We start from the raw sequence: 23,873 nt of genomic DNA, 5'->3' as shown, positions 1-23,873 counted from the left end.
CATCAGCCTCCGTTGTTGACGGATTTGTCCGAAGACGCCGTCGCCGTGTCCGCGGCTTTCCCGTCTGCGCCATAGGCAGTCCAGTAGTGCTCCAGGCCTTTGGCCTTGAGGGCGTTGTCCAGATAGCGAGTGTCGAACCAGCCCTCGACTCTCACCGGCCGGCGGATCATCTTCTCGTCCTTGGCTTGATCTGCGACGGCCTGATAGCTGTCGCGCAAGAACGCGTCCACCAGCGGTGACGCACTGTCGCGCAAATCCAGACGACCGAAGTCAGCTTGCAGCGAGGCCAGTGGCTCATTGGTCTTCGCCCACTCGTTGAGCACGGCGTCGCGGTTACCGGCTTCGGACTCCCAGCGCGCAGCATCGACCAGCACGTTAACGACTTTCTGCACATTGTCGGCGTGCTGTTTTTCGTAATCGCCACGGACCACCAGGGCGCACTGGCGGGTGTAGCGCACGTTGTTGTCAGGGTTGTCGAAGATGATGTCGACCAGCCCTTGATCGCGCAGCTTGAACAGTTCGCGACCGCCGAATGCGGCGTCAACGCCGTTGGATGCCAGCGCGGCCTGGCTGCTGCCGCTGTCCAGGTTGATCACTTTCAGGTCGCGTTCGGTCATGCCGTGATCGGCGAGCAATTTGATCGAAACCAGGTGGGCGTTGGTGCCACGGAACACCGCGACCTTCTTGCCCTTGAGGGCTTCGACGGTCTTGATGTCGGAGCCTTTCGGCACGGCCAGGTACACATTCGAGCGCACGCCGATGGCCGCAAGCAATTTGGTGTCCAGGCCATTGGAACGGCCGACTACCGCGGGTAAGTCGCCTTCGTAGGCGAAGTCCAGTTGCTGATTGGACAGCGCCTCGTTGACGGCCGGCCCGGCGCCCTTGAAGAAGAACCACTGCACTTGGGTGTCGGTGCCGGCGAAGGCTTTTTCGAGGAGCTGCTGGTTGCGCACGATGCCCAATGGCGAGCCGCTGAACGTGACCGGATCACCGCCACCGGCGCTGGCCACGCCAATGCGCAGAACGTCGGCTTCGGCCAAGGGCATCATCAGCAGCGCCGCCAGTGCGGTAGCTACGCTTGTTGTGCTGAATAGAGATGTTCGCTTGGCGTTTGCCATGACGTTTCTTCCTTAAAAGTGGATGACGCGCGATCAGGCAGCCAAGTGTTTCTTGTCGGCTTCTGTCTTGGGCGAGAGGGTTTCGGGTGTGGGTTTGATGGCCTGGCTGGTGCGTCCGTCGACGCCGACCGGAACGTCGCCTGCCACGGTGGTACGGCGCACCACGCGCTCGGCCTGGCCGTAGTCGTTGACGGCGATGTGTTGAGTGGCGCGGTTGTCCCAGATCACCACGTCGCCTTCGTTCCAGCGCCAGCGCACGGTGTTGTCCAGGTGCGTGATGCGGTCGTGGAACAAGCGGATCAGCTGTTTCGAGTCATTGCTGCTGACGCCTTGAATCTGTTTGACGAAGTGGCCGAGCAACAGGCTGCGCTCGCCGGTTTCAGGGTGCACGCGCCCCAGTGGGTGTTCGGTTTCGTAGACTTCGGCGGTGAACTGCTCGCGGTAGCGTTTCACGCCCGCTTCGCCGGTGTCGCGGGGCACTGCGTAGTCGTAGACGTTGGTGTGCAGCGCGCGAAGGCCGTCGGCCAGGGTTCTCAGGCTGTCGGGGAGATCAGCGTAGGCGGCTGCCGTGTTGGCCCATACCGTGTCGCCGCCATAGGGCGGAATGACCACGCCGCGCAGGATCGAGATTTTCGGGTAGTTGGCGACGAAGGTGACGTCGGTGTGCCAGGAGTTGGCGCGGGTTTCCCTGGCGTCCAGATGCAGGATGGCGCTGCTTTTTTCAGCAGAGCGAACAGTCGGATGAGGGACCTGATCGCCAAAAAGGCGGGAGAAGCCCTCGTGCTGTTCGTCGCTGAGAAACTGCTCACGGAAGAACAGCACCTTGTGCTTGAGCAGCGCCTGATTGATGACATCGAAATCTTGAGCGGAAAGGTTGGCGGAAAGTTTGATGCCGCTCACCTCGGCACCGATTTTCCCCGCAACGGGTTTGATCTGAATCGCCATGTCCTGAACCTCGATCTGGGTTGTTGTGGTTCAGATCATAAGGATATAAATCGGCGCTCCGCTAATCACTATTTGGCATAAATATAGAAGAAGAGTTTATGCGTGAGGTTAATGTCATGGGGAGGATGTCATAAGCGGCGAGCTGAATTTGCGGGCCCTGCATCGTCGGTGAAGTGCATCATCTGTAGAAGCGCGCTTGCCCGCGAAGACGTTCTGTCAGTGACATCATTGCCAAATGACACACCGCAATCGCGGGCAAGCGCGCTCCTACAGATGGATCGTGCCAGACGACGAAGCGTGATCACTTCACATCTGCGGCGCGTCTTCTTGCAGCCCTTGACCCTTCCACGCGCCCAGTGATTTACGCAGTCGGCTGGCCAGCGAACTGCTGCCATGGACGTTGTGGTAGTGAAACACCGCCGTGGCGCGCAGGGCGTCTTCGGCCACGGGCATGTTGGTGTGCAGTGAGCGATAGCCCCAGAACAGGTACAGGTGGCCGGGTTGCATGGCGATGCGGGTATAGGCCTTTTCATCCCTCGCGACTTTGCTCCTGAGGCGGCGCTGCACCCAACCGTTGTCCACTCGCACCTTGTCGAGGAGGTTGGCGAAGTAGGTGCGGCGGATCGGCCGACGGTTCGGCAGCATCAGCAGGTCGCCGCGTTCTCCGCTGGTGGGCATGCAGACCGGCATAATGGTGGTCAGCACAAACGAGTCGTAGTGGAAGATCAGCGATTCGCGACGCCCACCGCTGCCGGTCAGGCAGCGCAACGTCTGGGTCATGCCATTTTCGCTTGAGCGCTCACCGGTAACGCCCGCCACGATGCGTCGGCATAGATCGATGAAGTCCCGCGACGTGCCCCATTCATGAAGCGGCGTGCCTTGCACGGCCTGTCGGCCCGTGAGAGCCACGTAATCGTGACCGCAATCGGCAACCGTCCGGGCAACCAGCGCTTGCAGTGATTCGAGTTGGGACGGGCTGGCCCAGCCCGGCAAGACAGCGTATCCGTCACTGTCGATGGCCTTGATCAAGCTCTGGACCTGAGCTTCCGAAAAAGTCGTGTAAGGCATCTGGCGGCAACCTCATAACGTAGACCGAGGAACAAAGAAGCCCATCGGACCTACTGCTTGAGATGTACCGTTTCAGCCGGGCGAGGCCAGAGCCTAGCAGCTAGCACAACTTTATCCATGCGCAAGAAGGGAATATTTCCAAATGTTTATTTTCACGAAAAAAATGCTGTTTTCTGTCCGTTTATGAAACAGATCGACGCACAACGCTCGAATTAGAGGGGCCACGAAGCGTAACGAATTTGTGTCACTGAATATGTCTCAACCTGCTTCGGCTGCGAACCGGGCAAGGCTGTCAAGGGGGCGCGATAAGCAAAACGCCCTCGGGGATGAGGGCGTCTTTTCAGCACTTTCAGCTCACGTGAATTACAGCACCACGCTTGGCAGCCACAGCGAGATTGCAGGAATGTACGTCACCGCCATCAGCACCAGGAACAGCGCGACATAGAACGGCAGCAACGCTTTCACCGTGGCCTCGATCGTAACCTTGCCCACCGCAGCGCCGACGAAGAGCACAGCCCCCACAGGCGGTGTTATCAACCCGATGCCCAGGTTGACCAGCATGATCATCCCGAAGTGCACCGGATCGACGCCGATGCCGATGATCACCGGCAACAGGATCGGGGTGAGGATGAGGATCAGCGGCGCCATGTCCATTACCGTGCCCAGCAGCAACAACATGATGTTGATGCACATCAGGATCACGTAGCGGTTGTCTGACAGTGTCAGAAACGCCGTGGTGATCTTCATCGGGATTTCCATCAGCGTCAGGATGTAGCCAAAGCTGGCAGCGAAACCGATCAGGATCATCACGATGGAAACCGTGCGCACGGCCCGGTGCATCAGCTTGGGCAGGTCGCGCCATTTGTAATCGCGGTAGATGAACATGGTGACGAAAAACGCCCACAGCACAGCGATCGCTGCGGACTCGGTGGCCGTGAACACGCCCGAGAGGATACCGCCGAGGATGATCACCATCGCCATCATGCCCCACAGGGCTTCACCGGCAATTTTCAGGGCCTTGCGCAACGGGATCACTTCGCCCTTCGGGTAATTGCGCTTACGGGCGAAGATCATGCACAGCACCATCATCACGGCGCTGAGCAGCAACCCCGGCATGATCCCGGCCATGAATAGCGACGCGATCGAGACCGTGCCGCCGGCGGCCAGCGAGTACAGCACCGAGTTGTGGCTGGGGGGCGTCAGCAATGCCTGGACCGACCCGCTCACCGTCACCGCCGTGGAGAAGTCACGGGGATAGCCGTTGCGCTCCATCTCCGGAATCAGCACAGAACCCACCGATGCCGTGTCGGCAACCGACGAGCCGGAAATGGCGCCGAAGAAGGTTGAAGCGACGATGTTCACCAGCGACAAGCCGCCGCGCACGAAACCCACCAGCACGCCCGCAAACGCCACCAGACGCCGTGACATGCCGCCCTCGGCCATGATCGCGCCGGCGAGCACGAAGAACGGGATTGCCAGCAGCGAGAACTTGTTCACGCCACCCGCGACCTGAATCATCAGTGCGTCGAAAGGGATCTCGATCCACCACGCGCCGATCAACGCAGACAGGCCCAGGGCGTACGCCACCGGCATGCCGATCAGAATCAGTGCGATGAAGCTGCCCAACAAAATAAATGCGTCCATCATGCTGCCTCTTCGCTGGATTCGACCACGTCGTAACTCACCACCCGGCGGTGACGCTGGTCACCCAGAAACAGCTTCTCCAGAACGAAGATCAGCGTCAGTAAACCGCCAATGGGGATCGGCAGATAGGAAATGCCAACCCGCAGCCCCGGCATCTCGCCCAGAAACTGGTTCCAAGTGTTCACGCACAGCTTCATGCCCTTGACCGCCATGAACACGCAGACCACCGCCATGAGCAGTTGCACCAGCACGGCAGCGGCTTTACGCGCGCCTTCCGGCAGGCGGTCAGTGGCCATATTCACCGCCATGTGCGCGCCGGCCCGGTAACTTGCGGCGGCGCCAAAGAAGGTGAACACCACCATCAGCAGAATGGCGGTCGGTTCCGGCCAGCTGGAGCCGGTACCCAGGACGTAGCGGGCGAAGATGCCCCACGGGATGATCAGCGCCATGGTCAGCATCGACAGGCCCGCGATCCCGATGCAGAGGCGATACAGTGCGTCATTGAAGCGCAGAATCGTGTTTTTCATAGGCTCACCACAACGACGGTGAACGGCCGTGGCCGCCACCGCAGTGCTATCGGGCTGAAGGACTTATTGAACGGCTTCGATGCGCTTCATCAGTTCAGCGTAAGGCGCGCCATGTTTGGCTCGCACCTCGGCTGTTGCGTCATAGAAGGCTTTCTTCTGGTCAGGCGTCAGCGTGATGAACTCGACGCCTGCCGCCTTCAACTTGGCCTCGCTCTCGGCTGACTTTTTGTCCCACAAGACGCGCTCTTCAGCCTGGGCTTCGACCGCCAGCTTCTTCACCAGCGCCTGTTGCTCCGGGTTCAGTTTTTCCCAGGCGGCTTTGGACATCACCACGGGTTCCGGCAGGATCAGATGCTCGGTGAGGGTGTAGAACTTGGCGTTCTGATAGTGGTTGTGCTCGAGCAGCGTAGGCATGTTGTTTTCGGCGCCGTCGATGACGCCGGTCTGCAGGGCGCTGAAAATCTCGCCCGTCGCCATGGCGATGCCGTTGCCGCCCATCGCGTTGATGGTGTCGATGAACACCGGGTTGCCCTGCACGCGGATCTTCATGCCCTTGAGGTCGGCCAGGTCGCGTACCGGCTTCTTGGTGTACAGGTTGCGCGTGCCGCCGTCCATCCAGGCCAGTGCGACCAGTTTGGCTTCGGAGTTGGTGATCTTGTCGAGCATTTCCTGGCCGATCGGGCCATCGATCACGTGGCGCATGTGGGCGTGATCACGGAACACGAACGGCAGGTTGAACACGTTCACGTCCGGCACCACCGGCCCGACGATGCCGAGGCTGATGCGGGTCATCTGGACCGCGTTGGCCTGGACCTGTTCGACGACTTCCTTCTCGGAGCCGAGCACACCGCCAGCGAACATCTTGAAGCTGAACTCGCCCTTGCTCTGCTCTACCAGCTTTTTGCCCATGTCCTGTTCAGCGACAACGGGTGGGTAACCTGCGGGGTGTACTTCTGCGAACTTGATTTTGATTTCCGCCAGCGCTGTGTTTGAGAGGCACAGCGCGAGAGGGAGTGCGGCGAGGAGCAACGTGCGTTTGAAGTCCATGGATGTTCTCCGGTGTTGTTATTGTTTTTTAGATAGAACGGTGGAACGGCGTAGCAGCAGAACGGAGCCGAGTGTGTGGCTCAGCCCTTGAACAGGGGTTCTTCGAGGCCCTTGACGCCAGGGTTTAACGCGAACACGCCACCGGCCAGGGGCTGGTCGCTGATGTCGCCGCCGGGGCGTATCGAGGTGACGTAAAGGGTGTCCAGACCCGAACCGCCGAAGGCGCACATGGCGGGCTTTTTCACCGGCACCTTGAGCGAGCGATCCAGCCTTGCCTCGGGAGTAAAACGATGGATCACGCCTTCATCGTTGCCGCAGATCCAGTAGCAGCCATCGGCGTCGACGGCTGCGCCGTCGGGGCGGCCGGCGTGGTGATTCATGTCCACGAACAGTCGGCGGTTGTGCGGCGTGCCGGTGTCGGTGTCGTAATCGAACGCCCAGATCTTTTGCACGGAAGGGTGGGAATCGGAGAGGTACATGACGCGACCGTCCGGGCTGAACCCAAGGCCGTTGGGCACGATCATGTCGGTGAGCTGCGCGGTCAGCGGCTCGGCCTGGCCGGCGTTGTAGCGATACAGCGAACCCACCGCCAACGCTTTGGCCATGTCCATGAACAGGGTGCCGGCCCAGAAGCGGCCCTGGCGATCGCAGCGACCGTCGTTGAAACGCATGTTGTCGGTCGCGTGCTCGACGTTGCTGAGCAGTTGCGTAGTAACGGTGCCATCGTCCTGGGGATGAAGGCGGAACAGGCCGCTTTCCATGCCGGCCAGCCAGCTGCCGTCGCTGTAGCGTGCGATGCAGGCGAGCATTTCCGGCGCTTCCCAGCCTGTTGTGAGACCGTCTTGCGAGTTCCACCGGTGGAGGCGGCGGGCCGGAATGTCGACCCAGTAGAGCGCTTGTTCCTGGGCGTTCCAGACCGGCGATTCACCGGTGGCGTTGCGTGCATCGAAAATCAGCTCTGCTTCCATGACGATCATTCCCTGTTTTTTATTAGGAGAGGCCGACCTCGCAGTCGGCGTGGTCGTCGTTCAGTCTCACTCGTCGCCGAACGGCCCGCTCGCCACGAACGCACCGCCTTGATAAACCATGGCGGGGTCGTCGGAGGCTGGCATCGGCTGCGCTTCGACCTTGGTGCGAAATGGCTCGGAGCTGTCTTTCGGCTGATAGCCCAGGTGATTGGCCAAGCGGTTATCCCACCAGACCTTGCTGTTGTCGGACGCGCCGTAAACGATGGTGTGGCCGACGTTCGGGGTGAACAGGCCGCGCTCGATCAGTTGGGTCAGGTCGTCGTAGCTCAGCCAGCTGGCGAGCATGCGGCGGTTCTGTGCTTCAGGGAATGAGGAGCCGATGCGGATGCTGACGGTCTCGATGCCGTAGCGATCGAAGTAGAAGCTGGCCATGTCTTCGCCGTAGGATTTCGACAGGCCGTAATAGCTGTCCGGGCGACGCATGGCGCTGGCGTCGATGATTTCATCCTGACGGTAGAAACCGATGACGTGGTTGGAACTGGCAAAGATCACTCGCTTCACGCCATGTCGGCGCGCCGCTTCGTAGATGTGGAAGATGCCACAGATGTTCGGGCCGAGGATCTCTTCGAAGGACCGTTCGACCGAGACGCCGCCAAAGTGAACGATGGCGTCGACGCCTTCGACCAACTGATGAACCGCATTTTTGTCGGCCAGGTCGCAGATCTGGATTTCTTCGTGGGGGCCGGCCGCCGGTGCCATGTCGGCGATATCGGAAAGGCGCAGGATCCTGGTAAACGGACGCAGGCTTTCGCGCAGGACTTTACCGAGGCCGCCAGCGGCGCCCGTTAGCAAAATGCGGTTGAGCGGGGCCGGGGCGTTGAATTCAGTCATCGTGGGAAGCCCTGATTCTGATGTTGTTTTTATGGTGTCATCGGTTGTCATATGACGTTTGCGGGATTATCAACAGGGCCCACAAATTTTGTCAACGCGACGAAGGTGTAAGCCATTCAGGGCTCTGTTTCAAAACGCCCTCCAAAGCGCGGCGAGGCTAAGCCAATGGTGTGGATCGCCATGACTCGCCGCTTATCGGAGACGACGTTTTAGCCTCTTACATCAGCGAGATTGGGTAGCTGATAAACACTCGGTTTTCGTCGAACTCGTTGGTGCTGTAATCACGCCGCATCGAGGAGTTGCGCCACCGGACGTTGAGGCTTTTGAACGTGCCGCTTTGCACCGTATACGCCAGCTCGGACTCACGTCCCCACTCCTTGCCGTCGGTCACGGTGCCGGTGTGCACGTTATCGCCGCTGATGTAGCGGTTCATCATCGTCAGGCCAGGGACGCCGAATATCGCGAAGTCCACGTCGTGGCGCAGTTGCCAGGAGCGTTCCCTGGCGTTGTCGTAGCTTGAGTTGTAGCTGTCGTTGGCCAGCGTGCCGCCGCTGGTGCCGTTGACGCGCATCCACTGGTCATCGCCATAGACCTTTTGCAGGCCGAGGTAGACGGTGTTGCCCTTGTAGTTGGCGGACAGCATGGCGTAGGCGGTCTTGTTATCCAGCTCGCCGGCCAGCTTGTTGCCGTCCTCTTTGCCGAGGAAGTAGCCCAGGTTGGCGCCCAGGGTCCAGTCGCCGATCGGCTGCTTGTGGATGAGATTCAAGAACTCTTGCTGGTAGACGTCTTCCAGCTGCGCGTACCAGAGCCCGACCTGGGTGCGCTTCTCGTTGAAGGTGTATTCGCCGCCGCCAAAGTTGAAGCGGTCCGACTTGAACGCAGCGGATTTACCGTTCATGAACATGTCTTCCATGCTCGCGTCATTGCGTGGGCTGTTGCCGCGGAACTGGCCGCCGTACAGCGTGAGGCCGGCGATTTCCCTGGAAGTGATCTGCCCGCCGCGGAAGGTTTGCGGCAGAGAGCGGCCGTCATCGGAGCGCAGGATAGGCAGCACCGGCATCCATTCGCCGATCTTCAATTCCGTGTTGGAAAGCCGCGCTTTTGCCGCCACGCCCAGGCGGCCGAAGTTATCGGCGGGGCGCCCGTCATCATGGATCGGCAACAGCTGAGTGCCGCCCGTGCCCTTGCCGCCATCGAGTTTTTGCGAGTACAGGCCCAGGACATCGAGGCCGAAGCCGACCGTGCCCGGGGTGAAGCCCGATTTCACGTCGAGGATGAAGTTTTGCGTCCACTCTTCGGCGTAGTTCTGAGGGTTCGCCGCGTTGGTGAAGTTTCGGTTGAAGTAGGCATTGCGCAGGTTGAGCGTGGCCTTGGTGTCCTCGATAAAGCCTTCAGCTAGGCTCATCAATGGCAGGCTGAATGCGACGCTGCCAGCGCCAAGCAGCAGCCACGAACGGTTGGTCTGGATCTTCATTTCTTATTGTTCTCCCTTTCTGCTGACAAAACGGTCCCGCACCCAAGGTCATCGCCGAGGCGCCGAAGGAGTGGACATGGGTGCTCAAGTCACCGGTTTTGAATGAGGCTCACTGCCTGATCGAAACGGCCGTCGTCGATCAATCGCTCGCAGTTGCGTCGGCAAACACAGGCGCACGCGCGCGCGCAGGCAAAGCGGGGGATGCAGAAGCAAAAGGGGAGGTGTAGCGGATTTTTCGGGGCGACAGGCGCCGATTGACTGTCATCGTCATAAAGCATTCCTTTTTATTGTTGTTATCGGTTATGCGTTGTCGTACAACGCGACCCGGAGTATCGGCAGAGATCTTTGGGCTGTCAACGCGCCGGGCCAGGAAACTCGCCGGCGGTCGTCATGCCGGCCTTACCAACGGTCGCCTACAGATATTGCGAACCCCCTGTTTCTCTGCTAATTTCGAAAATGTTAACGATTACATTTTCCGCTTTAACAATAAAAACAACGGGATTTTCGCTATGACAACTCGCCTCAAGAAGGGCTTTTCCGCCGCTCTCTGTTCCCTCGCCGTGGCTGTCGCCTGCGGCAGTGCCATCAATGTCCAGGCCGCAGACGCCGCCAAGACCGGCCCGCTAAAAGTTGGTGCTTCGTTTCAAGAGATCAACAACCCCTATTTCGTGTCCATGAAGGACGCCCTTCAGGACGCCACCGCCAGCATCGGTGCAACCCTGCTGGTCACTGACGCGCGCCACGACGTGTCCAAACAGATCAGCGACATCGAAGACATGCTGCAGAAAGGCATCGATATCCTGATCATCAACCCGACCGATTCTGTCGGCGTTCAGTCCGCCGTCAAACAGGCCCACGATAAAGGCGTGGTGGTGGTTGCGGTGGATGCTCAAGCCAATGGCCCGCTGGATTCGTTCGTCGGCTCGAAGAACTTCGACGCTGGCGTGCAGGCGTGCGATTACCTGGCCAAGAACATCGGCGAGAAGGGTGACGTCGGGATTCTCGACGGGATTGCCGTGGTGCCGATTCTCGAGCGCGTGCGCGGCTGCAAGGAAGCCTTGGGCAAGTACAAAGACATCAAGATTGTCAGCATTCAGAACGGCAAGCAGGAGCGTGATCAAGCGCTGACCGTGACTGAAAACATGTTGCAGGCGCAGCCCAATCTAAAAGGCCTGTTCAGCGTCAACGACAACGGTTCGCTTGGGGCCCTGGCCGCCATTGAATCCAGCGGCATGGACGTCAAGCTGACCAGCGTCGACGGCGCGCCTGAAGCCATCAAGGAAATCCAGAAGCCCAACAGCAAGTTCATCGCCACTTCTGCCCAATACCCACGCGATCAGGTACGTCTGGCGCTAGGGCTGGCGCTCGCCAGGAAATGGGGCTCACAAGTCCCGTCGATCATCCCGGTCGACATCCTGCTGGTGGATCAGGCGAAGGCAAAAACCTTCACCTGGTAACGGGCGTGGCGCTGCTCGCCTGAGGCTTTTGCTCAGGCAGGCGCCACGGATTTTCTTGAGTTGCGCGGCGATGTTCTGCTGCGATGAGGTGCGCATGAGCTGCCTTCTGCAATTGGAAAACATCTGTAAAAGCTACCCTGGCGTGCAGGCGCTCAAGTCGATCAACCTGCAGGTCGAGCGCGGCGAAATTCACGCGCTGCTCGGTGAAAACGGCGCGGGCAAATCGACCCTAATGAAGATCCTCGCGGGCGTCGAGCATCAGGACAAAGGCAGCATTCTCATCGATGGCGCCGAGCAGCATTTCGCGACCTACAACGAAGCCATTGCGGCCGGCATCGGTATCGTTTTTCAAGAGTTCAGCCTGATCCCCTATCTCAATGCCGTGGAGAATATTTTCCTCGGTCACGAGATCGTCAACGGCTTCGGCTTGCTGCGTAAAGGCGAGATGCGCGAGAAAGCCATCGCGCTGTTCGACCGGCTCGGCGTGAAGATCAATCTGGATTGCTCGGTGCAACACTTGAGCGTGGCCGAGCAGCAGTTTGTCGAGATCGCCAAGGCACTGGCCCTTGAAGCGCGTTTGCTGATTCTCGACGAACCCACCGCCACCCTGACGCCGTCCGAGGCCGAGCTGTTGTTCGACATCATGCGCGAGCTGAAAAGCCAGGGCGTGGCGGTGATCTTCATCTCCCACCACCTGGAGGAAATCTTTCAGGTCTGCGACCGCATCAGCGTGCTGCGCGATGGCGCCAATGTCGGCGCACTGACCGTGGCCAACAGCGACATCGATACGCTGGTGGAGATGATGGTGGGGCGGCGACTGGAAGCAAGCTTTCCGCCCAAGCAGTCCCGCGCCCAGGGCGAAATGGTGCTGCAGGTGCGCGACATCCAGCTGACCCGCAACGGTCCGCACAACAGTTTCAATCTGCACAAGGGCGAGATTCTCGGTTTTGCCGGGCTGGTAGGGTCCGGGCGAACGGAACTGGCGCTTGGGGTGATCGGCGCGCTGCCTGTGGTCAGCAAGGATGTGCTGCTGCGGGGGCAGCCGGCGCACCTCAATGATCCGGCGCAGGCGCTGGCCAGTGGCATCGGCCTGTTGCCGGAGAGCCGCAAGAGCGAAGGGCTGATCGTGGATTTCAGCATTCGCGAGAATATCTCCCTGAACAACCTGGGCAAGTACGAAGGCCCGGCGCACCTGCTTAACCGGCACAAGGAAGACACCACCACAGCCGAGCTGATGAAGCAGCTGTCGATCAAGGCGCCGAGCGGTGAAAGCCGGGTCATCAACTTGAGCGGTGGCAATCAGCAGAAGGTGGTCATCGCGCGCTGGATCAATCACCACTGCGACATCCTGATCTTTGACGAGCCGACCCGAGGCATCGACGTCGGCGCGAAAGCGGAGATCTACACCCTGATGCGCAAACTCACCGAACAAGGCTTCGCGATCATCATGATCTCTTCGGAACTGCCGGAAATCATCGGTATGTGCGACCGCGTGGCCGTTTTCAACAAGGGCGCTATCGTCAATGTGCTGGAGGCTTCGGCCATTAATCCGCAGGAAGTGATGCGCCACGCCACCGGGAGCCTGAACAGTGAACACCTCCATTAAACCCATGACCGTGCAGCCCAGCCAGATGAAGCTCAACTTCGCGCGATTGATCCGCTCGCCCGCCTTCTATCCCTTCGTTGGCCTGGTGGTGGTGACGGTCTTCATGATCTTTGCCAGCGACAAGTTTCTCACCGGCGCGAATCTGGAAAACATCGCCCGCCAAGTGTCGATCAACGCGATCATCGCGGTCGGCATGACCTGCGTGATTCTTACCGGCGGCATCGATCTGTCGGTGGGTCCGGTGATGGCATTGTCCGGCACGCTGACCACCGGGCTGATGGTCGCAGGCGTCCCGGCGCCGATTGCGATCCTCATCGGTTTGTTGATTGGCGTGGGCTTCGGGGTGGGCAACGGCATCTTCGTCGCGTACCTGAAAATGCCACCGATCATCGTGACGCTGGCGACCATGGGCATCGCTCGCGGGCTGGGCCTGATGTACACCGACGGCTACCCGATTGCGGGCATGCCGGACTGGTTCGCCTGGTTCGGGCGCGGCACGCTGTTCGGCATTCAGGTGCCGATTCTGATCATGCTGGCGACCTACTTTTTCGCTTGGGTGCTGCTGCAGCACACCCGCGTTGGCCGCTACGTTTACGCCATCGGTGGCAACGAAGAAGCCGTGCGCCTTTCCGGCGTGCGCGCCTCGCGGTTCAAGCTGTTGGTCTACTCGATCAGCGGGCTGACGGCGGCGATTGCCGGGCTGGTGTTGTCGTCGCGGCTGATGAGCGGTCAACCTAACGCGGGCGTCGGTTTCGAGCTGGACGCCATTGCGGCCGTGGTACTGGGCGGCGCGTCGATTGCCGGCGGTCGCGGCGTGATCATCGGCACGCTGGTGGGCGCGATGCTGTTGGGCGTGTTGAACAACGGCCTGAACATGCTTGGCGTCTCGCCCTATGTGCAGAGCGTGATCAAGGGCGGAATCATTTTGCTGGCGATCTTCATCAGTCGGCAGCGGCATAAATAAACCGATCTCGAACCCTAACCTGTAGGAGCGCGCTTGCCCGCGATGGCGTCGCGTCAGACGACAAGAATGCAACGGGTCCGCCGCCATCGCGGACAAGCGCGCTCCTACAGGTCATCAAACAAACCCAAACAGGTGAACCGACATGGAACAAAACACTACAAACACCATGCAAGCCATCGTCTGCCATGCCCCGAAAGACTACCGTCTGGAGCAGATCAGCAAGCCCGTCGCGCGTGCCAATGAACTGGTGATTCGCATCGGTGCCTGCGGGATCTGCGCCAGTGACTGCAAATGCCATTCGGGCGCGGCGATGTTCTGGGGCGGCGAGAGCCCGTGGGTCAAGGCGCCGGTGGTACCGGGGCACGAGTTCTTCGGCTACGTCGATTCGGTAGGCGAGGGTGCTGAAGAGCACTTCGGCGTGAAGGTGGGTGACAAGGTCATCGCCGAGCAGATCGTCCCGTGCGAGAAGTGCAAGTTCTGCAAGTCCGGCAAGTACTGGATGTGCGAAGTGCACAACATCTTCGGCTTCCAGAAAGACGTCGCCGAGGGCGGCATGGCGCAGTACATGCGCATTCCGAAGACCGCCATCGTGCATCACATCCCTGAGTCGGTGTCACTGGAAGACTCGGCGCTGATCGAGCCGATGGCCTGTTCGATTCACACGGTGAACCGTGGTGATGTTCAGCTCGACGACGTGCTGGTGATCGCCGGCGCCGGCACCCTGGGTCTGTGCATGGTGCAGGTCGCAGCGCTGAAAACGCCGAAGAAGCTGGTGGTCATCGACATGGTCGACGAGCGTCTGGAGCTGGCGAAAAAATTCGGCGCCGACGTGGTGATCAACCCGAGCCGCGACAATGCGAAAGAGATCATCAACGGGCTCACCGACGGCTACGGCTGCGACGTTTATATCGAGACTACAGGCGTGCCGATCGGCGTCACTCAGGGCCTTGATCTGATCCGCAAGCTGGGCCGCTTTGTGGAGTTCAGCGTGTTCGGCGCCGAGACCAGTGCTGACTGGTCAATCATCGGCGATCGCAAGGAACTCGACGTGCGCGGGGCTCACCTGGGCCCGTATTGCTACCCGATTGCCATCGACCTGTTCGAGCGCGGGCTGGTGACGTCGGAAGGCATCGTCACCCACGATTTCGGTCTGGACGACTACGCCGAAGCGTTCGCCTTGGCGGACTCGACCAAGTCGATCAAGGTGCTGCTCAAGCCTGTGAATCAGTGACCACCTGTAGGAGCGCGCTTGCCCGCGATGGCGGTGTATCAGAATCGTCAGTACCGTCTGACACAACGCTTTCGCGGGCAAGCGCGCTCCTACAGGTCTTGCATACCTACCCAATAACAACAAGAGCGCACCCAGATGGATTACGTCATCGGTGTCGACATCGGCACCCAAAGCACCAAGGCATTGCTGGTCGATGGCCAAGGCCGGATCATCGCGCAGCACAGCCACAGTTATAAGGTCGACACCCCCAAACCGCGCTGGGCCGAGCAATGGCCAGAGGTCTGGCTCGACGCCGTGGAAATCTGCGTCGCCGCCTGCATGCGCAAAAGCGCGTTGCCCAGAGACAGCGTCAAAGCCCTGTGTGTCAGCAGCCTGTACGGCGGCTCCGGCATTGCGGTCGATGCGCAGATCAAGCCCTTGTACCCATGCCTGATCTGGATGGACCGCCGCGCCGAAGCACAGGTCGAGTGGGTCAACGAGCACGTCGATCTCGAGCGGCTGTACGCGATCACCGGCAACTCGGTGGATAGCTATTACGGCTTCACCAAAATGCTCTGGCTCAAGGACAAACAGCCACAGATCTGGGCTGACACGCGCTACCTGCTGCCGCCCAACAGCTACATCAATTACTGCCTGACCGGCGAGGTCGCGGTGGATCACAGCTCTGCCGGCAACATCGGCGGTGTCTACGACATCAAGGCACGGGGCTGGTCGGCAGAAATGCTCGACGCGTTGGGTATCCCGGCGTCGATGATGCCCCAGCGGCTGGTTCACTCCGGTGATGTCGTCGGTGGCCTGTTGCCCGAATGGGCCGATCGCCTTGGGCTTACCCCTGACATTCCGCTGCTCGGTGGCGGTGTCGATGCCGCCATGGCGACCTTCGCCGCCGGCGTCACCCAAGCCGGCAACCATGTGGCGATGATTGGCACCAGCATGTGCTGGGGCTATCTCAATCAGCAGGTCGATGCCCGGCACGGTCTGGTCAGTTTCCCCCACGTCTTCAACGGCGCGAAGGACCTCTACATCTTCGGCGGCGCGATCACCGCCGGCGCGTCGGTCAGCTGGTTTCGCGAGCAGTTCTGCCAGGCTGAAGAGCAGCAAGGCAGGGAGAGCGGCGAAGACAGTCACGTCATTCTCGAACGTGCGGCGATGAAGATTCCCGCCGGCAGCGACGGCGTGCTGTTCCAGCCTTACCTGATGGGCGAGCGCAGCCCGGTGTGGGACGCAAAAGCCAGCGGCAGTTTTGTCGGCCTGAGCCTTTATCACAGCCGAATCCATCTGTATCGCGCGGTGCTCGAAGGCGTCACTTTCGCGCTTCGGCACAACATCGAAGCGGGCACCAAAGGCGCGCAATCCCTGGACCCTCGGCTGATCGTCGTCGGCGGTGCCAGCCATTCGGATCTGTGGATGCAGATCATTGCCGACGTCACCAACTTCCCGGTCTACACCATCGTGCAGGAGGTCGAAGCCGCGCTCGGTGCAGCCTTGCTGGCGGCCCACGCGGTCGGGCTGGTGGATGAAGCGCAGGTTCACAAAGGCTGGGTTCAACTGGAGCGCCGGGCGGAGCCTCAAGCGGATAACGTCGCACTGTATTCGCGACTGTTCGCCGATTACGTGGCGCTGTACCCGGCGCTGAAACCGATCATGCATCGCCTGCAGGGAGCGTGACTGTGAACACGGCTCAATTTGATTTCAGCGGCCAGCGCGTTCTGGTCACCGGCGCCAGCAGCGGCATCGGCTGGGAGGTTACGCAGCAACTGCTGAACAGTGGCGCCGAGGTCTATGCCATCGGCCGCGATGCAGCCGCTCTGGAAAAACTCGCGGGGCAGGGCTGTCAGGTCTTGCGCGTGGATGTGGCCGATCAGCAGCCATTGGCCGCAATGTTGGCGGACTTGCCGGTGATGCACGGACTGGTCAACTGCGCGGGGATTTCCATACTGGAATCCGCGACCGAGGTCAGCGCTGCGGCGTTCGATCAGGTCATGGCGGTCAACGTGCGTGCAGCGGCGATGATAGCGGGAGCGGTGGCGAAGAAGATGATCGCTGAAGGCGTGGCGGGGAGCATCGTCAATGTGTCGAGCCAGGCCTCGTTGGTGGCGCTGGACGACCACCTGAGCTATTGCGCGTCAAAGGGCGCCATGGACGCCATGACCCGTGTGCAGTGTGGCGAATGGGGTCGGCACGGGATTCGCGTCAACAGCGTGAACCCCACCGTGACGCTGACGCCCATGGCGCAGATGGCCTGGGGCGAGCCGAGCAAACGCGACCCGGCGTTGGCTGCGATTCCCCTCGGCCGCTTCGCCGAAACTGCTGAAGTCGCGGCGCCGATCCTGTTCCTGCTGAGCAGCGCGGCGTCGATGATCAGCGGCGTGTCGCTGCCGATTGATGGGGGGTATACGAGCCGTTGAAGGGGCGGCTTCGCCACAGCCCTGGCGGACAAACGCAAATCCCCCGACAAACGCGAATCTGCCGACTAACGCAACACATTGTAGGAGCGCGCTTGCCCGCGATTGCGGTGTGTCAGCGAAAACCTTTTATCTGACACACCGCGTTCGCGGGCAAGGTGGAGCGCCACCCCGGTTGCTCCTACAGGGGACAACGTCGGCTGGGAGACCGCGCAGATTTCAGGCCATCGGTCTCGGGTGAAGTGCCGAGTACGCGTCACTGGCTGATTCCATTCTCCAGCTCCCCGACAATTACTACCTGCGCCTTCGGCAAATGCCGGTCTTCTATCCGCTCCATCAGCATCTTCACCGCGCTGCTCCCGGCCAGAGACGCATCGTGGGCGATGCAGGCGATGGGGATGCCGAAGATGTCGGCGAACGGCAGCCGGTCGATACCGCAGATGGCCACGCTGTTGTGGGCGATGTCGCGGTCGCGCAGGGCTTTCATGGCGCCCAGGGTGATGAGCTGGTTGAAACCGAAAATCGCGTCCGGCAGCGGGTGGTCGCGCAGGTAATCCAGCGTGCTCTGGCGCGACGGCTCCAAGGTGTAGTCACCGGCAAATACATCCAGTTGCACCGGCTTGCCGCTCTCTGCGATCGCCGCCTTCACGCCCTTCAGACGTTCCTCGGAAATCCGCGAATGCGCAGGGCCGGTCAGCACCAGCATGCGTCGCATCGCCGGGCTTCGCGCCAGCAGGTAACGCGCACCTTTCAGGCCGCTGTGATAGTTGTCGAGCACCACATGGCTGAACGGGCTGGCAGGCAGCGCGCGGTCCAGTTGCACCACGGGAATGTCGCCGTTGCTCAGGCGGCTGAGATAGACCGGCTGGTACACCGGCTCGTCCGACACCGGCGACAACACGATGCCGGCCACGCGATAACTGAGGAGGGTATCGACTGCCTTGGCTTCGAGTTCTTCAGAACCGTCGGTGTCCACCAGCATGATGGTGTAACCGCGGGTTTTCGCCTCGCGGGAGATCGCCTTGATCATCTCGCTGTAGAAGGGGTTGTCCACCGACGCGGTAATGACGCCGATGATCATGCTCTCGCTGCGCTTGAGGCTGCGGGCAAATGCATTGGGGACGTAATCGAGTTCTTGCGCCACTTCCAGGATGCGCGCCAGGGTGGCGGGCTTGACCAGATCGGGTTTGTTCAGCGCCCGGGAAACAGTGACAGGTGTCATGTTCACGCGGCGGGCGATGTCGGAAATGGTGACGGGGGTTTTCTTGCTCATGGGCGATTGGCTGCCTGAAATCCGGGACAACCTGCGGGGCAGTCGCATCCCTCCAAAGAGTGCCAAGGCTAGCACGATGGAGGGTGCAAAAGGGATGCCGATGCTGAAGAGGGTAAGCGTCAGCATGACGCTAAAGCGGTCAGTACTGATTTAATCAGCTGTAGATCGTTATTCACATGTTTTCACTGCCAAGCGGATATTAAGGGGCGCGACTCTAAAGAACTTTCCCGGGCGAGCCAAACAGCGGATAAGTTCTTTTTTTTAGTTCTTCTTCCCTTCAGTAAAAGCCTGTTGTTATGTCCGCTATTGCGGTTTTTTTAAATTGCGGTTTCGACATGATTGTCGCGCCAGTATGGTTATGTCGGGCCTTTGATCGGCGCTGGCATGCGTGAAGCATGTAAAGTCAAAGTGTTTAACATGATGATGAATATGTTCACGCATACTTCAGAATCACTGAAGTATGAGCCCTCGATAGCGCTCGCAGGTCTACCTTGCCTGGTCTGTATCAGCGACACTGTGTGTCTTGTTTATACCGGTGCCCGGAGCGCTCATGTCCTTGCCTGCTTCCTCTTCTTCTACGCGCGACTTTATCTTCGCTGCCTGCGCGTTGCTTATTGCCATGGTCGGCACCACGCTGCCCACGCCGCTGTATGCGCTCTATCAACAGCGGCTCGGCTTCGACGCAAGCTGGTTGACGATCATTTTCTCGATCTATGCGGCGGGCGTTATCGCAGCGCTGCTGGCGGTCGGCAGCTGGTCCGATCAACTGGGGCGCAAGCCGTTGTTGCTGGCAGGGCTGGCGATGGGGGCAGTCAGCGCGGTCATCTTTCTGTTCAGCGATTCGATTGGCGGTTTGCTGATCGGACGGCTTTTTTCCGGTTTCAGCGCTGGCATCATGACCGGCACGGCAACCGTCGCCGTCATCGAACTGGCCCCCAAGACCTGGAAGAACGCCACGCTGGTGGCCACAGCCGCCAATATGTTCGGCCTCGGCATCGGGCCTTTGCTCGCCGGCTACACCTCGCAGTTTCTGCCGGACCCTCTGCACCTGGTGTTCTACGTGCACGTGGGGATGCTCGTGCTGGCGACTGTCGGTATCGCGCTGATTCGCGAAACCGTGCAGCGTCCGGCGACGCTGAAACTGGGTATTCAGAAGCCTTCGGTTCCGGCGTCCGTGCGCAGCGTGTTTATTTCCGCGTCCATCGCCGGGTTGGCGGGTTTCAGCGTGGCGGGCCTGTTCACCAGCATGGTGCCGTCGGTGATGATTCACGTCATGCACGAACAAGGCGGGCTGTTGATCGGCGCGGTGATCGGCTTGTTTTTCGTCGCGTCGATCATCGGCCAGGCGTTGCTGCAGGTGCTGCCAAAGGCCCGACACATGACGCTGGGCTGCGTCGGGTTGATCGTCGGTATGGTCTGTCTGGGGCTGAGCATTGCCACGTCGCAGTTGGGGCTGTTGATCGCGGCAGGTCTGGTGGCAGGCATCGGTCAGGGCATGATCCTGCGCGCCGGCATGGGAGCGGTCACCGCCAGCAGTCCGGCTGACCAGAAGGCTGCCGTGACCTCCGCATTTTTCGTGGTGCTTTACGTGTCGATCTCGGTACCAGTGGTGGCGGTTGGTTTCAGCGTGCGAGTGTTTGGTCTGGAGCATGTGGGCGAATTCTTCGCCTCGCTGGTGGCCGTGGTTGCCTTGCTGGCGATGATCAGCATGAAACGCGTGCAATCAAAACAGGCCGCCGTGTCGGCGTCCGGGAGCTGAGCAATGAGCGTGAAAGTCGGCTTGATCTCGGACACCCACGGCTTGCTGCGTCCTCAGGCACTGGAGGCGTTGCAGGGCTGCGATTACCTGATCCACGGCGGCGACATCGGCAAACCGGAAATCCTCGACGCATTGAAAGCCAATGCGCCACTGACGGTGGTGCGAGGCAACAACGACACCGACGATGCCTGGGCTTGCGACGTGCCCTATGAAGCGGTTTTGCGGATCGGCGACGTAGTGATTTACACCACGCACATACTGGCCGACGTGCCGAAATCATTACCGGAGGGGGTGCGCGTCGTGGTCACCGGGCACTCCCACCGGCCCTTGCAGCAGATGCGCGACGGCGTGCTGTTCATCAACCCGGGCAGCGCCGGACCGCGACGCTTCAAATTGCCGATCACGGTGGGCATGCTGCACATCGAGGGTGATGAAGTGCGCGGTGAGTTGATCGAACTGGCGCTCAAATAAGCTCTGCGTGTCTCGGGCTCGCTTCTGCCGACAGGCGTAGGAGCGCGCTTGCCCGCGAACGCGATCTGGCTGCGAAATCCCCGTCGCCTGGAGCACCCCGTTCGTCAGCAAGCCGGCTCCTGCAGATGTAACAGCGTTCGCCGTCCAAACACACCTACTTCGCGATCGGGTCCAGGCCGCTGGCCTTGATGGCCGGGGCGGCTGCCGATGAACTCAGGAATTCCAGAAACTGTTTGGCCTGGTCAGGGTGTTTGCTCATGGTCACGACTCCTGCGGAGTAGAGGGTCATCTGCTGCGCCTGGTCGGGGATCAGGCCAATGATGTCGATGCCGTCCACCGGCTTGAGCTCGCTCAACTGCTGAAAGCCGATCTCGGCGTCTCCGCGTGCGACGACTTCGCCGACCGGCTCGGCGGGAATCATGCGGCTTTTGCTCTGAATCCGGTCGGCGATGTGCATCTGGCTGAACAGCACGCGAGACAGGTACACGCCGCTGGCGCTGTCCGAATAGGCGATGCTTTTGGCGTCAAGCAGGGTCTGCTTGAAGGCGTCCATGGTGCTGATGTCAGGGTGTGGCGCGCCATGACGCACGGCCATGGCGATGTAGGATTTGCCCAGATCAACGCGGGTTTTCGGATCGACCTTGCCGTCCTTGATCAACTTGTCCAGCGCCGCACCGACCATCAGCACCACGTCGGCTGGCTCGTGGCGGGCCAGTCGGTTGGGAATTGCCTGGGGTGTCGCGCCCATCGACGGCGCTACTTCGCCTTGCAGCTTCACGCCGGCGCGCTGTTCGTAATCGGGGGCTACAGCTTTGAACGCGCCCATGATCCCGCCTGAACTCAGCACGATCAGCTGGACAGGTGCAGGTGCCGTAGCGGCATGGGAAAAAGCGACTGGGACGAGGGAGAGGGCGGCACTGAGGAGATAAGGCAACATTCTTTTCATGGAGATAAACCCGGCGTTGGAGATGAATATGACGAAATAAAACAGCGCGGGCAGTATGTGGCAATTGTGAGATCAGTAAATCCCTTTCTTGCCAGTGCACCTGCGCTGTTCGTCTTCAACCCCTTGGACCGCCTGCGCCGGACGGCTTTTCGCCCGACGCAGATAAAGCGGGTTTACACCTTGAAGTGACTGACCAGCATTTGCAGCTGATTGCCCAACCGGGCGAGTTCGACGCTGGACGCGGCGGTTTCTTCGCTGGCAGCGGCAGTCTGTTCGGAAACGTCGCGCACGTTGACGATGCTGCGGCTGATCTCTTCGGCCACCGAGCTTTGCTGCTCGGCAGCGGCGGCGATCTGCTCGTTCATGGCCTGAATGTTCGACACCGTCTGGGTAATGCTTTCCAGCGACGTACCGGCCTTGCGCGTCAGAGCAACGGAGCTGTCAGTCAGGTTGCGGCTGCTGAGCATGATCTCCGAGACCTGGCGCGTACCGTTTTGCAGCGCCGCGACCAAGCCTTCGATTTCTTCGGTCGATTGCTGGGTGCGTTGCGCCAGGCCACGGACTTCATCGGCGACCACGGCAAAACCGCGACCGGCTTCACCGGCACGCGCGGCCTCGATGGCAGCGTTGAGGGCCAGCAGGTTGGTCTGCTCGGCGACGGCCTTGATCACGTCCATGACCTTGCCGATCTTATTGCTTTCCTGTTCCAGCACGGACATCGCGTCGGTGGAACGAACGACTTCGGTGGCCAGCTTCTCGATCTGGGTGATCGCTTCACCCACCACTTTGTCACCTTCGCGTGCCTGCTTGTCAGCGGCAGAAGCGGCGACCGATGCCTGCTCGGCGTTGCGCGCCACCTCGTGAACAGTGGCCGACATTTCGTGCATCGCGGTGGCGACCTGGTCGGTTTCGACTTTCTGGCTGTTGACCCCGGCGCTGGTCTGTTCGGTCACGGCCGACAGCTCTTCAGCGGCGCTGGCGATCTGCGTGACGCTGTCACGGATGCCGCCGATCAATTCGCGCAGCGTGGCGCCCATGCGCTGAATGCCCATTTGCAAAACGCCCAGTTCATCTTTGCGGGTCACGACCATGTCGTGGGACAAATCGCCAGAAGCGATGCGATCCACCACTGCCAGTGTCTGTTGAATCGGACGGGTGATATGACGGGTAATGATGATCGCCGCCAGCGTGCCGAGAATCAGCGCCAGCAGCGTGCCGGCCACCTGCAGCGTGCGCGCCTGCTGACTGTCGGCCTGGCCCAAGGTGTTCTGCAGGTCAGTGAGCTGTTGCGCCAGCTTGACGATGACACTCTGTTCCTCGGTCATTTCCGTTCGCGCAGCATTGATATTGCCGGTGGCGACCTTGAAACCCTGCACCGAGGTGCGATAGCCCACCAGCGCCGCTTCCAGCTGCTTCAGGCGCTCGGCCTGCGTGCCGCTAAACATGGCGTTGAGCGGCGCAAGGCCGTCAATGGCGCTAGTCAGTTGGCGCATGGCCGTGTCTTCGGTCTTGGCCGAAACGTTGGCCGTATAGCCGCGCACCTCATAGCGCACCAGCATCACGTCTTCGCGGGCTTTGATGACCGCCTGATACTGCTCGAAGCGGCGTTCGTCAGTCGGGTCGAGCTTCATCACATCATCGTTGATCGCGGCAATCAGGTCGGCCGCTTTCACCGCGTCGACGCCCATGGCATCGCGCACCTTGGCACTCGCCTGGTAGGCCTCGCGCATCTTTTTCAACGAAGTTTCATAAGCGCTGATCTGTTCGCCCATCGTCTTGATGAGCGGGACGTTCAGGGGGTTAGTGAAGGTCTTCTGCAGAAATTGCTGCTGCGCCTTGAATCCGTCGAGCGCGGTCTGAACGCCTTGCGCAGCCGCTTCGTCGCCGTTGCTGAGCATGTATTGCAGGCGCGTCACCCGCAGGTCGGTGAGCTTTTGGCTGAGCTTGTTGATATCACCCACCCATTGGCTGCGGGCGCTCATCTGGCCCAAACTGTTCCAGCCCACCAGGGCCAGCAGTGCTGTTAATACAAGTACGACGCCGAAGCCGAGGGCTAGCTTCTTATTGACGCTGATGTTG

Annotated in this window: 21 protein-coding genes and 1 pseudogene; 9 read left to right on the top strand and 13 right to left on the bottom strand. The window is 60.4% G+C overall.

All coding sequences use genetic code 11. The features are described 5' to 3' along the window. Window positions 1-2: 2 nt before the first annotated feature. From L4G42_RS13700 to L4G42_RS13660, 9 genes are all read right to left on the bottom strand, one after another. Window positions 3-1,118, bottom strand: coding sequence for an ABC transporter substrate-binding protein (locus L4G42_RS13700; protein ID WP_237252938.1), 1,116 nt, complete (start codon window positions 1,116-1,118; stop codon window positions 3-5). A gap of 33 nt (window positions 1,119-1,151) precedes the next feature. Then, window positions 1,152-2,063, bottom strand: a complete 912-nt coding sequence (locus L4G42_RS13695) for a TauD/TfdA dioxygenase family protein (protein ID WP_237259370.1) — start codon at window positions 2,061-2,063, stop codon at window positions 1,152-1,154. A 306-nt stretch (window positions 2,064-2,369) separates the two neighbouring features. Next, a complete protein-coding gene (locus tag L4G42_RS13690) occupies window positions 2,370-3,131 on the bottom strand; it encodes a hypothetical protein (RefSeq protein WP_237252940.1) in 762 nt (253 codons plus the stop codon). 363 nt (window positions 3,132-3,494) lie between these two features. Further along, the gene (locus L4G42_RS13685; RefSeq protein ID WP_237259395.1) at window positions 3,495-4,775 is read right to left on the bottom strand and encodes a TRAP transporter large permease; all 1,281 of its coding nucleotides are present in this window, start codon (window positions 4,773-4,775) and stop codon (window positions 3,495-3,497) included. After that, window positions 4,775-5,302: a TRAP transporter small permease gene (locus L4G42_RS13680; RefSeq protein WP_237252941.1), complete on the bottom strand. Its 528-nt coding sequence runs from the start codon at window positions 5,300-5,302 to the stop codon at window positions 4,775-4,777. The genes L4G42_RS13685 and L4G42_RS13680 overlap by 1 nt, the downstream gene beginning before the upstream one ends. Window positions 5,303-5,365: 63 nt before the next feature. Continuing rightward, window positions 5,366-6,349, bottom strand: coding sequence for a TRAP transporter substrate-binding protein (locus L4G42_RS13675; RefSeq protein WP_237252942.1), 984 nt, complete (start codon window positions 6,347-6,349; stop codon window positions 5,366-5,368). An 80-nt stretch (window positions 6,350-6,429) separates the two neighbouring features. Beyond that, complete coding sequence (locus L4G42_RS13670) at window positions 6,430-7,317, bottom strand: SMP-30/gluconolactonase/LRE family protein (protein WP_237252943.1); 888 nt, start codon at window positions 7,315-7,317, stop codon at window positions 6,430-6,432. 66 nt (window positions 7,318-7,383) lie between these two features. Then, window positions 7,384-8,208, bottom strand: coding sequence for an NAD-dependent epimerase/dehydratase family protein (locus tag L4G42_RS13665; RefSeq protein WP_237252944.1), 825 nt, complete (start codon window positions 8,206-8,208; stop codon window positions 7,384-7,386). 217 nt (window positions 8,209-8,425) lie between these two features. Next, a complete protein-coding gene (locus L4G42_RS13660) occupies window positions 8,426-9,682 on the bottom strand; it encodes an OprD family porin (RefSeq protein ID WP_237252945.1) in 1,257 nt (418 codons plus the stop codon). 509 nt (window positions 9,683-10,191) lie between these two features. Between L4G42_RS13660 and L4G42_RS13655 the strand changes: the two genes are divergently transcribed. From L4G42_RS13655 to L4G42_RS13630, 6 genes are all read left to right on the top strand, one after another. Next, on the top strand, window positions 10,192-11,139 hold the full coding sequence (locus L4G42_RS13655) for a substrate-binding domain-containing protein (protein WP_237259372.1): 948 nt from the start codon (window positions 10,192-10,194) through the stop codon (window positions 11,137-11,139). 94 nt (window positions 11,140-11,233) lie between these two features. Next, entirely contained in the window at window positions 11,234-12,745 is a 1,512-nt protein-coding gene (locus L4G42_RS13650; protein WP_237252947.1) for a sugar ABC transporter ATP-binding protein, read from the top strand. 4 nt (window positions 12,746-12,749) lie between these two features. Then, a complete protein-coding gene (locus L4G42_RS13645; protein WP_237253009.1) occupies window positions 12,750-13,709 on the top strand; it encodes an ABC transporter permease in 960 nt (319 codons plus the stop codon). Window positions 13,710-13,851: 142 nt separating this feature from the next. Next, window positions 13,852-14,940: an alcohol dehydrogenase catalytic domain-containing protein gene (locus L4G42_RS13640; RefSeq protein WP_237252948.1), complete on the top strand. Its 1,089-nt coding sequence runs from the start codon at window positions 13,852-13,854 to the stop codon at window positions 14,938-14,940. A 135-nt stretch (window positions 14,941-15,075) separates the two neighbouring features. Further along, on the top strand, window positions 15,076-16,608 hold the full coding sequence (locus tag L4G42_RS13635; RefSeq protein ID WP_237252949.1) for an FGGY-family carbohydrate kinase: 1,533 nt from the start codon (window positions 15,076-15,078) through the stop codon (window positions 16,606-16,608). Between the two features lie 2 nt (window positions 16,609-16,610). Further along, a complete protein-coding gene (locus L4G42_RS13630) occupies window positions 16,611-17,348 on the top strand; it encodes an SDR family oxidoreductase (RefSeq protein WP_237259373.1) in 738 nt (245 codons plus the stop codon). Between the two features lie 253 nt (window positions 17,349-17,601). On the opposite strand, the gene L4G42_RS13625 is transcribed toward L4G42_RS13630, so the two are convergent. Continuing rightward, window positions 17,602-18,618: a LacI family DNA-binding transcriptional regulator gene (locus L4G42_RS13625; RefSeq protein WP_237252951.1), complete on the bottom strand. Its 1,017-nt coding sequence runs from the start codon at window positions 18,616-18,618 to the stop codon at window positions 17,602-17,604. Window positions 18,619-19,168: 550 nt separating this feature from the next. On the opposite strand from L4G42_RS13625, the gene L4G42_RS13620 reads away from it, so the two are divergent. Both L4G42_RS13620 and L4G42_RS13615 read left to right on the top strand, forming a co-directional pair. Continuing rightward, window positions 19,169-20,377, top strand: coding sequence for an MFS transporter (locus tag L4G42_RS13620; RefSeq protein ID WP_237252952.1), 1,209 nt, complete (start codon window positions 19,169-19,171; stop codon window positions 20,375-20,377). 3 nt (window positions 20,378-20,380) lie between these two features. Further along, entirely contained in the window at window positions 20,381-20,848 is a 468-nt protein-coding gene (locus tag L4G42_RS13615; RefSeq protein ID WP_237252953.1) for a metallophosphoesterase family protein, read from the top strand. Window positions 20,849-21,002: 154 nt separating this feature from the next. Here L4G42_RS13615 and L4G42_RS13610 read toward each other — a convergent pair whose 3' ends face one another. Continuing rightward, window positions 21,003-21,794, bottom strand: a complete 792-nt coding sequence (locus L4G42_RS13610; protein ID WP_237252954.1) for a substrate-binding domain-containing protein — start codon at window positions 21,792-21,794, stop codon at window positions 21,003-21,005. Here L4G42_RS13610 and L4G42_RS13605 point away from each other — a divergent pair. Next, window positions 21,729-21,983, top strand: a complete 255-nt coding sequence (locus tag L4G42_RS13605) for a hypothetical protein (RefSeq protein ID WP_237253011.1) — start codon at window positions 21,729-21,731, stop codon at window positions 21,981-21,983. The genes L4G42_RS13610 and L4G42_RS13605 overlap by 66 nt on opposite strands. Here L4G42_RS13605 and L4G42_RS26340 read toward each other — a convergent pair. Together L4G42_RS26340 and L4G42_RS26335 are read right to left on the bottom strand one after the other, a co-directional pair. After that, window positions 21,968-22,672: a methyl-accepting chemotaxis protein gene (locus L4G42_RS26340; protein ID WP_419789375.1), complete on the bottom strand. Its 705-nt coding sequence runs from the start codon at window positions 22,670-22,672 to the stop codon at window positions 21,968-21,970. The two genes, L4G42_RS13605 and L4G42_RS26340, sit on opposite strands and share 16 nt — an antisense overlap. Before the next feature lie 198 nt (window positions 22,673-22,870). Then, a pseudogene (locus tag L4G42_RS26335) lies at window positions 22,871-23,776 on the bottom strand (methyl-accepting chemotaxis protein); the annotation flags it as partial. Window positions 23,777-23,873 lie beyond the last annotated feature (97 nt).

The organism is Pseudomonas petrae (genome assembly GCF_021728295.1).
GTDB lineage: Bacteria > Pseudomonadota > Gammaproteobacteria > Pseudomonadales > Pseudomonadaceae > Aquipseudomonas > Aquipseudomonas petrae.
The sequence above is the reverse complement of the archived record's forward strand: the minus strand, read 5'-3'. Positions and strand labels throughout refer to the sequence as shown.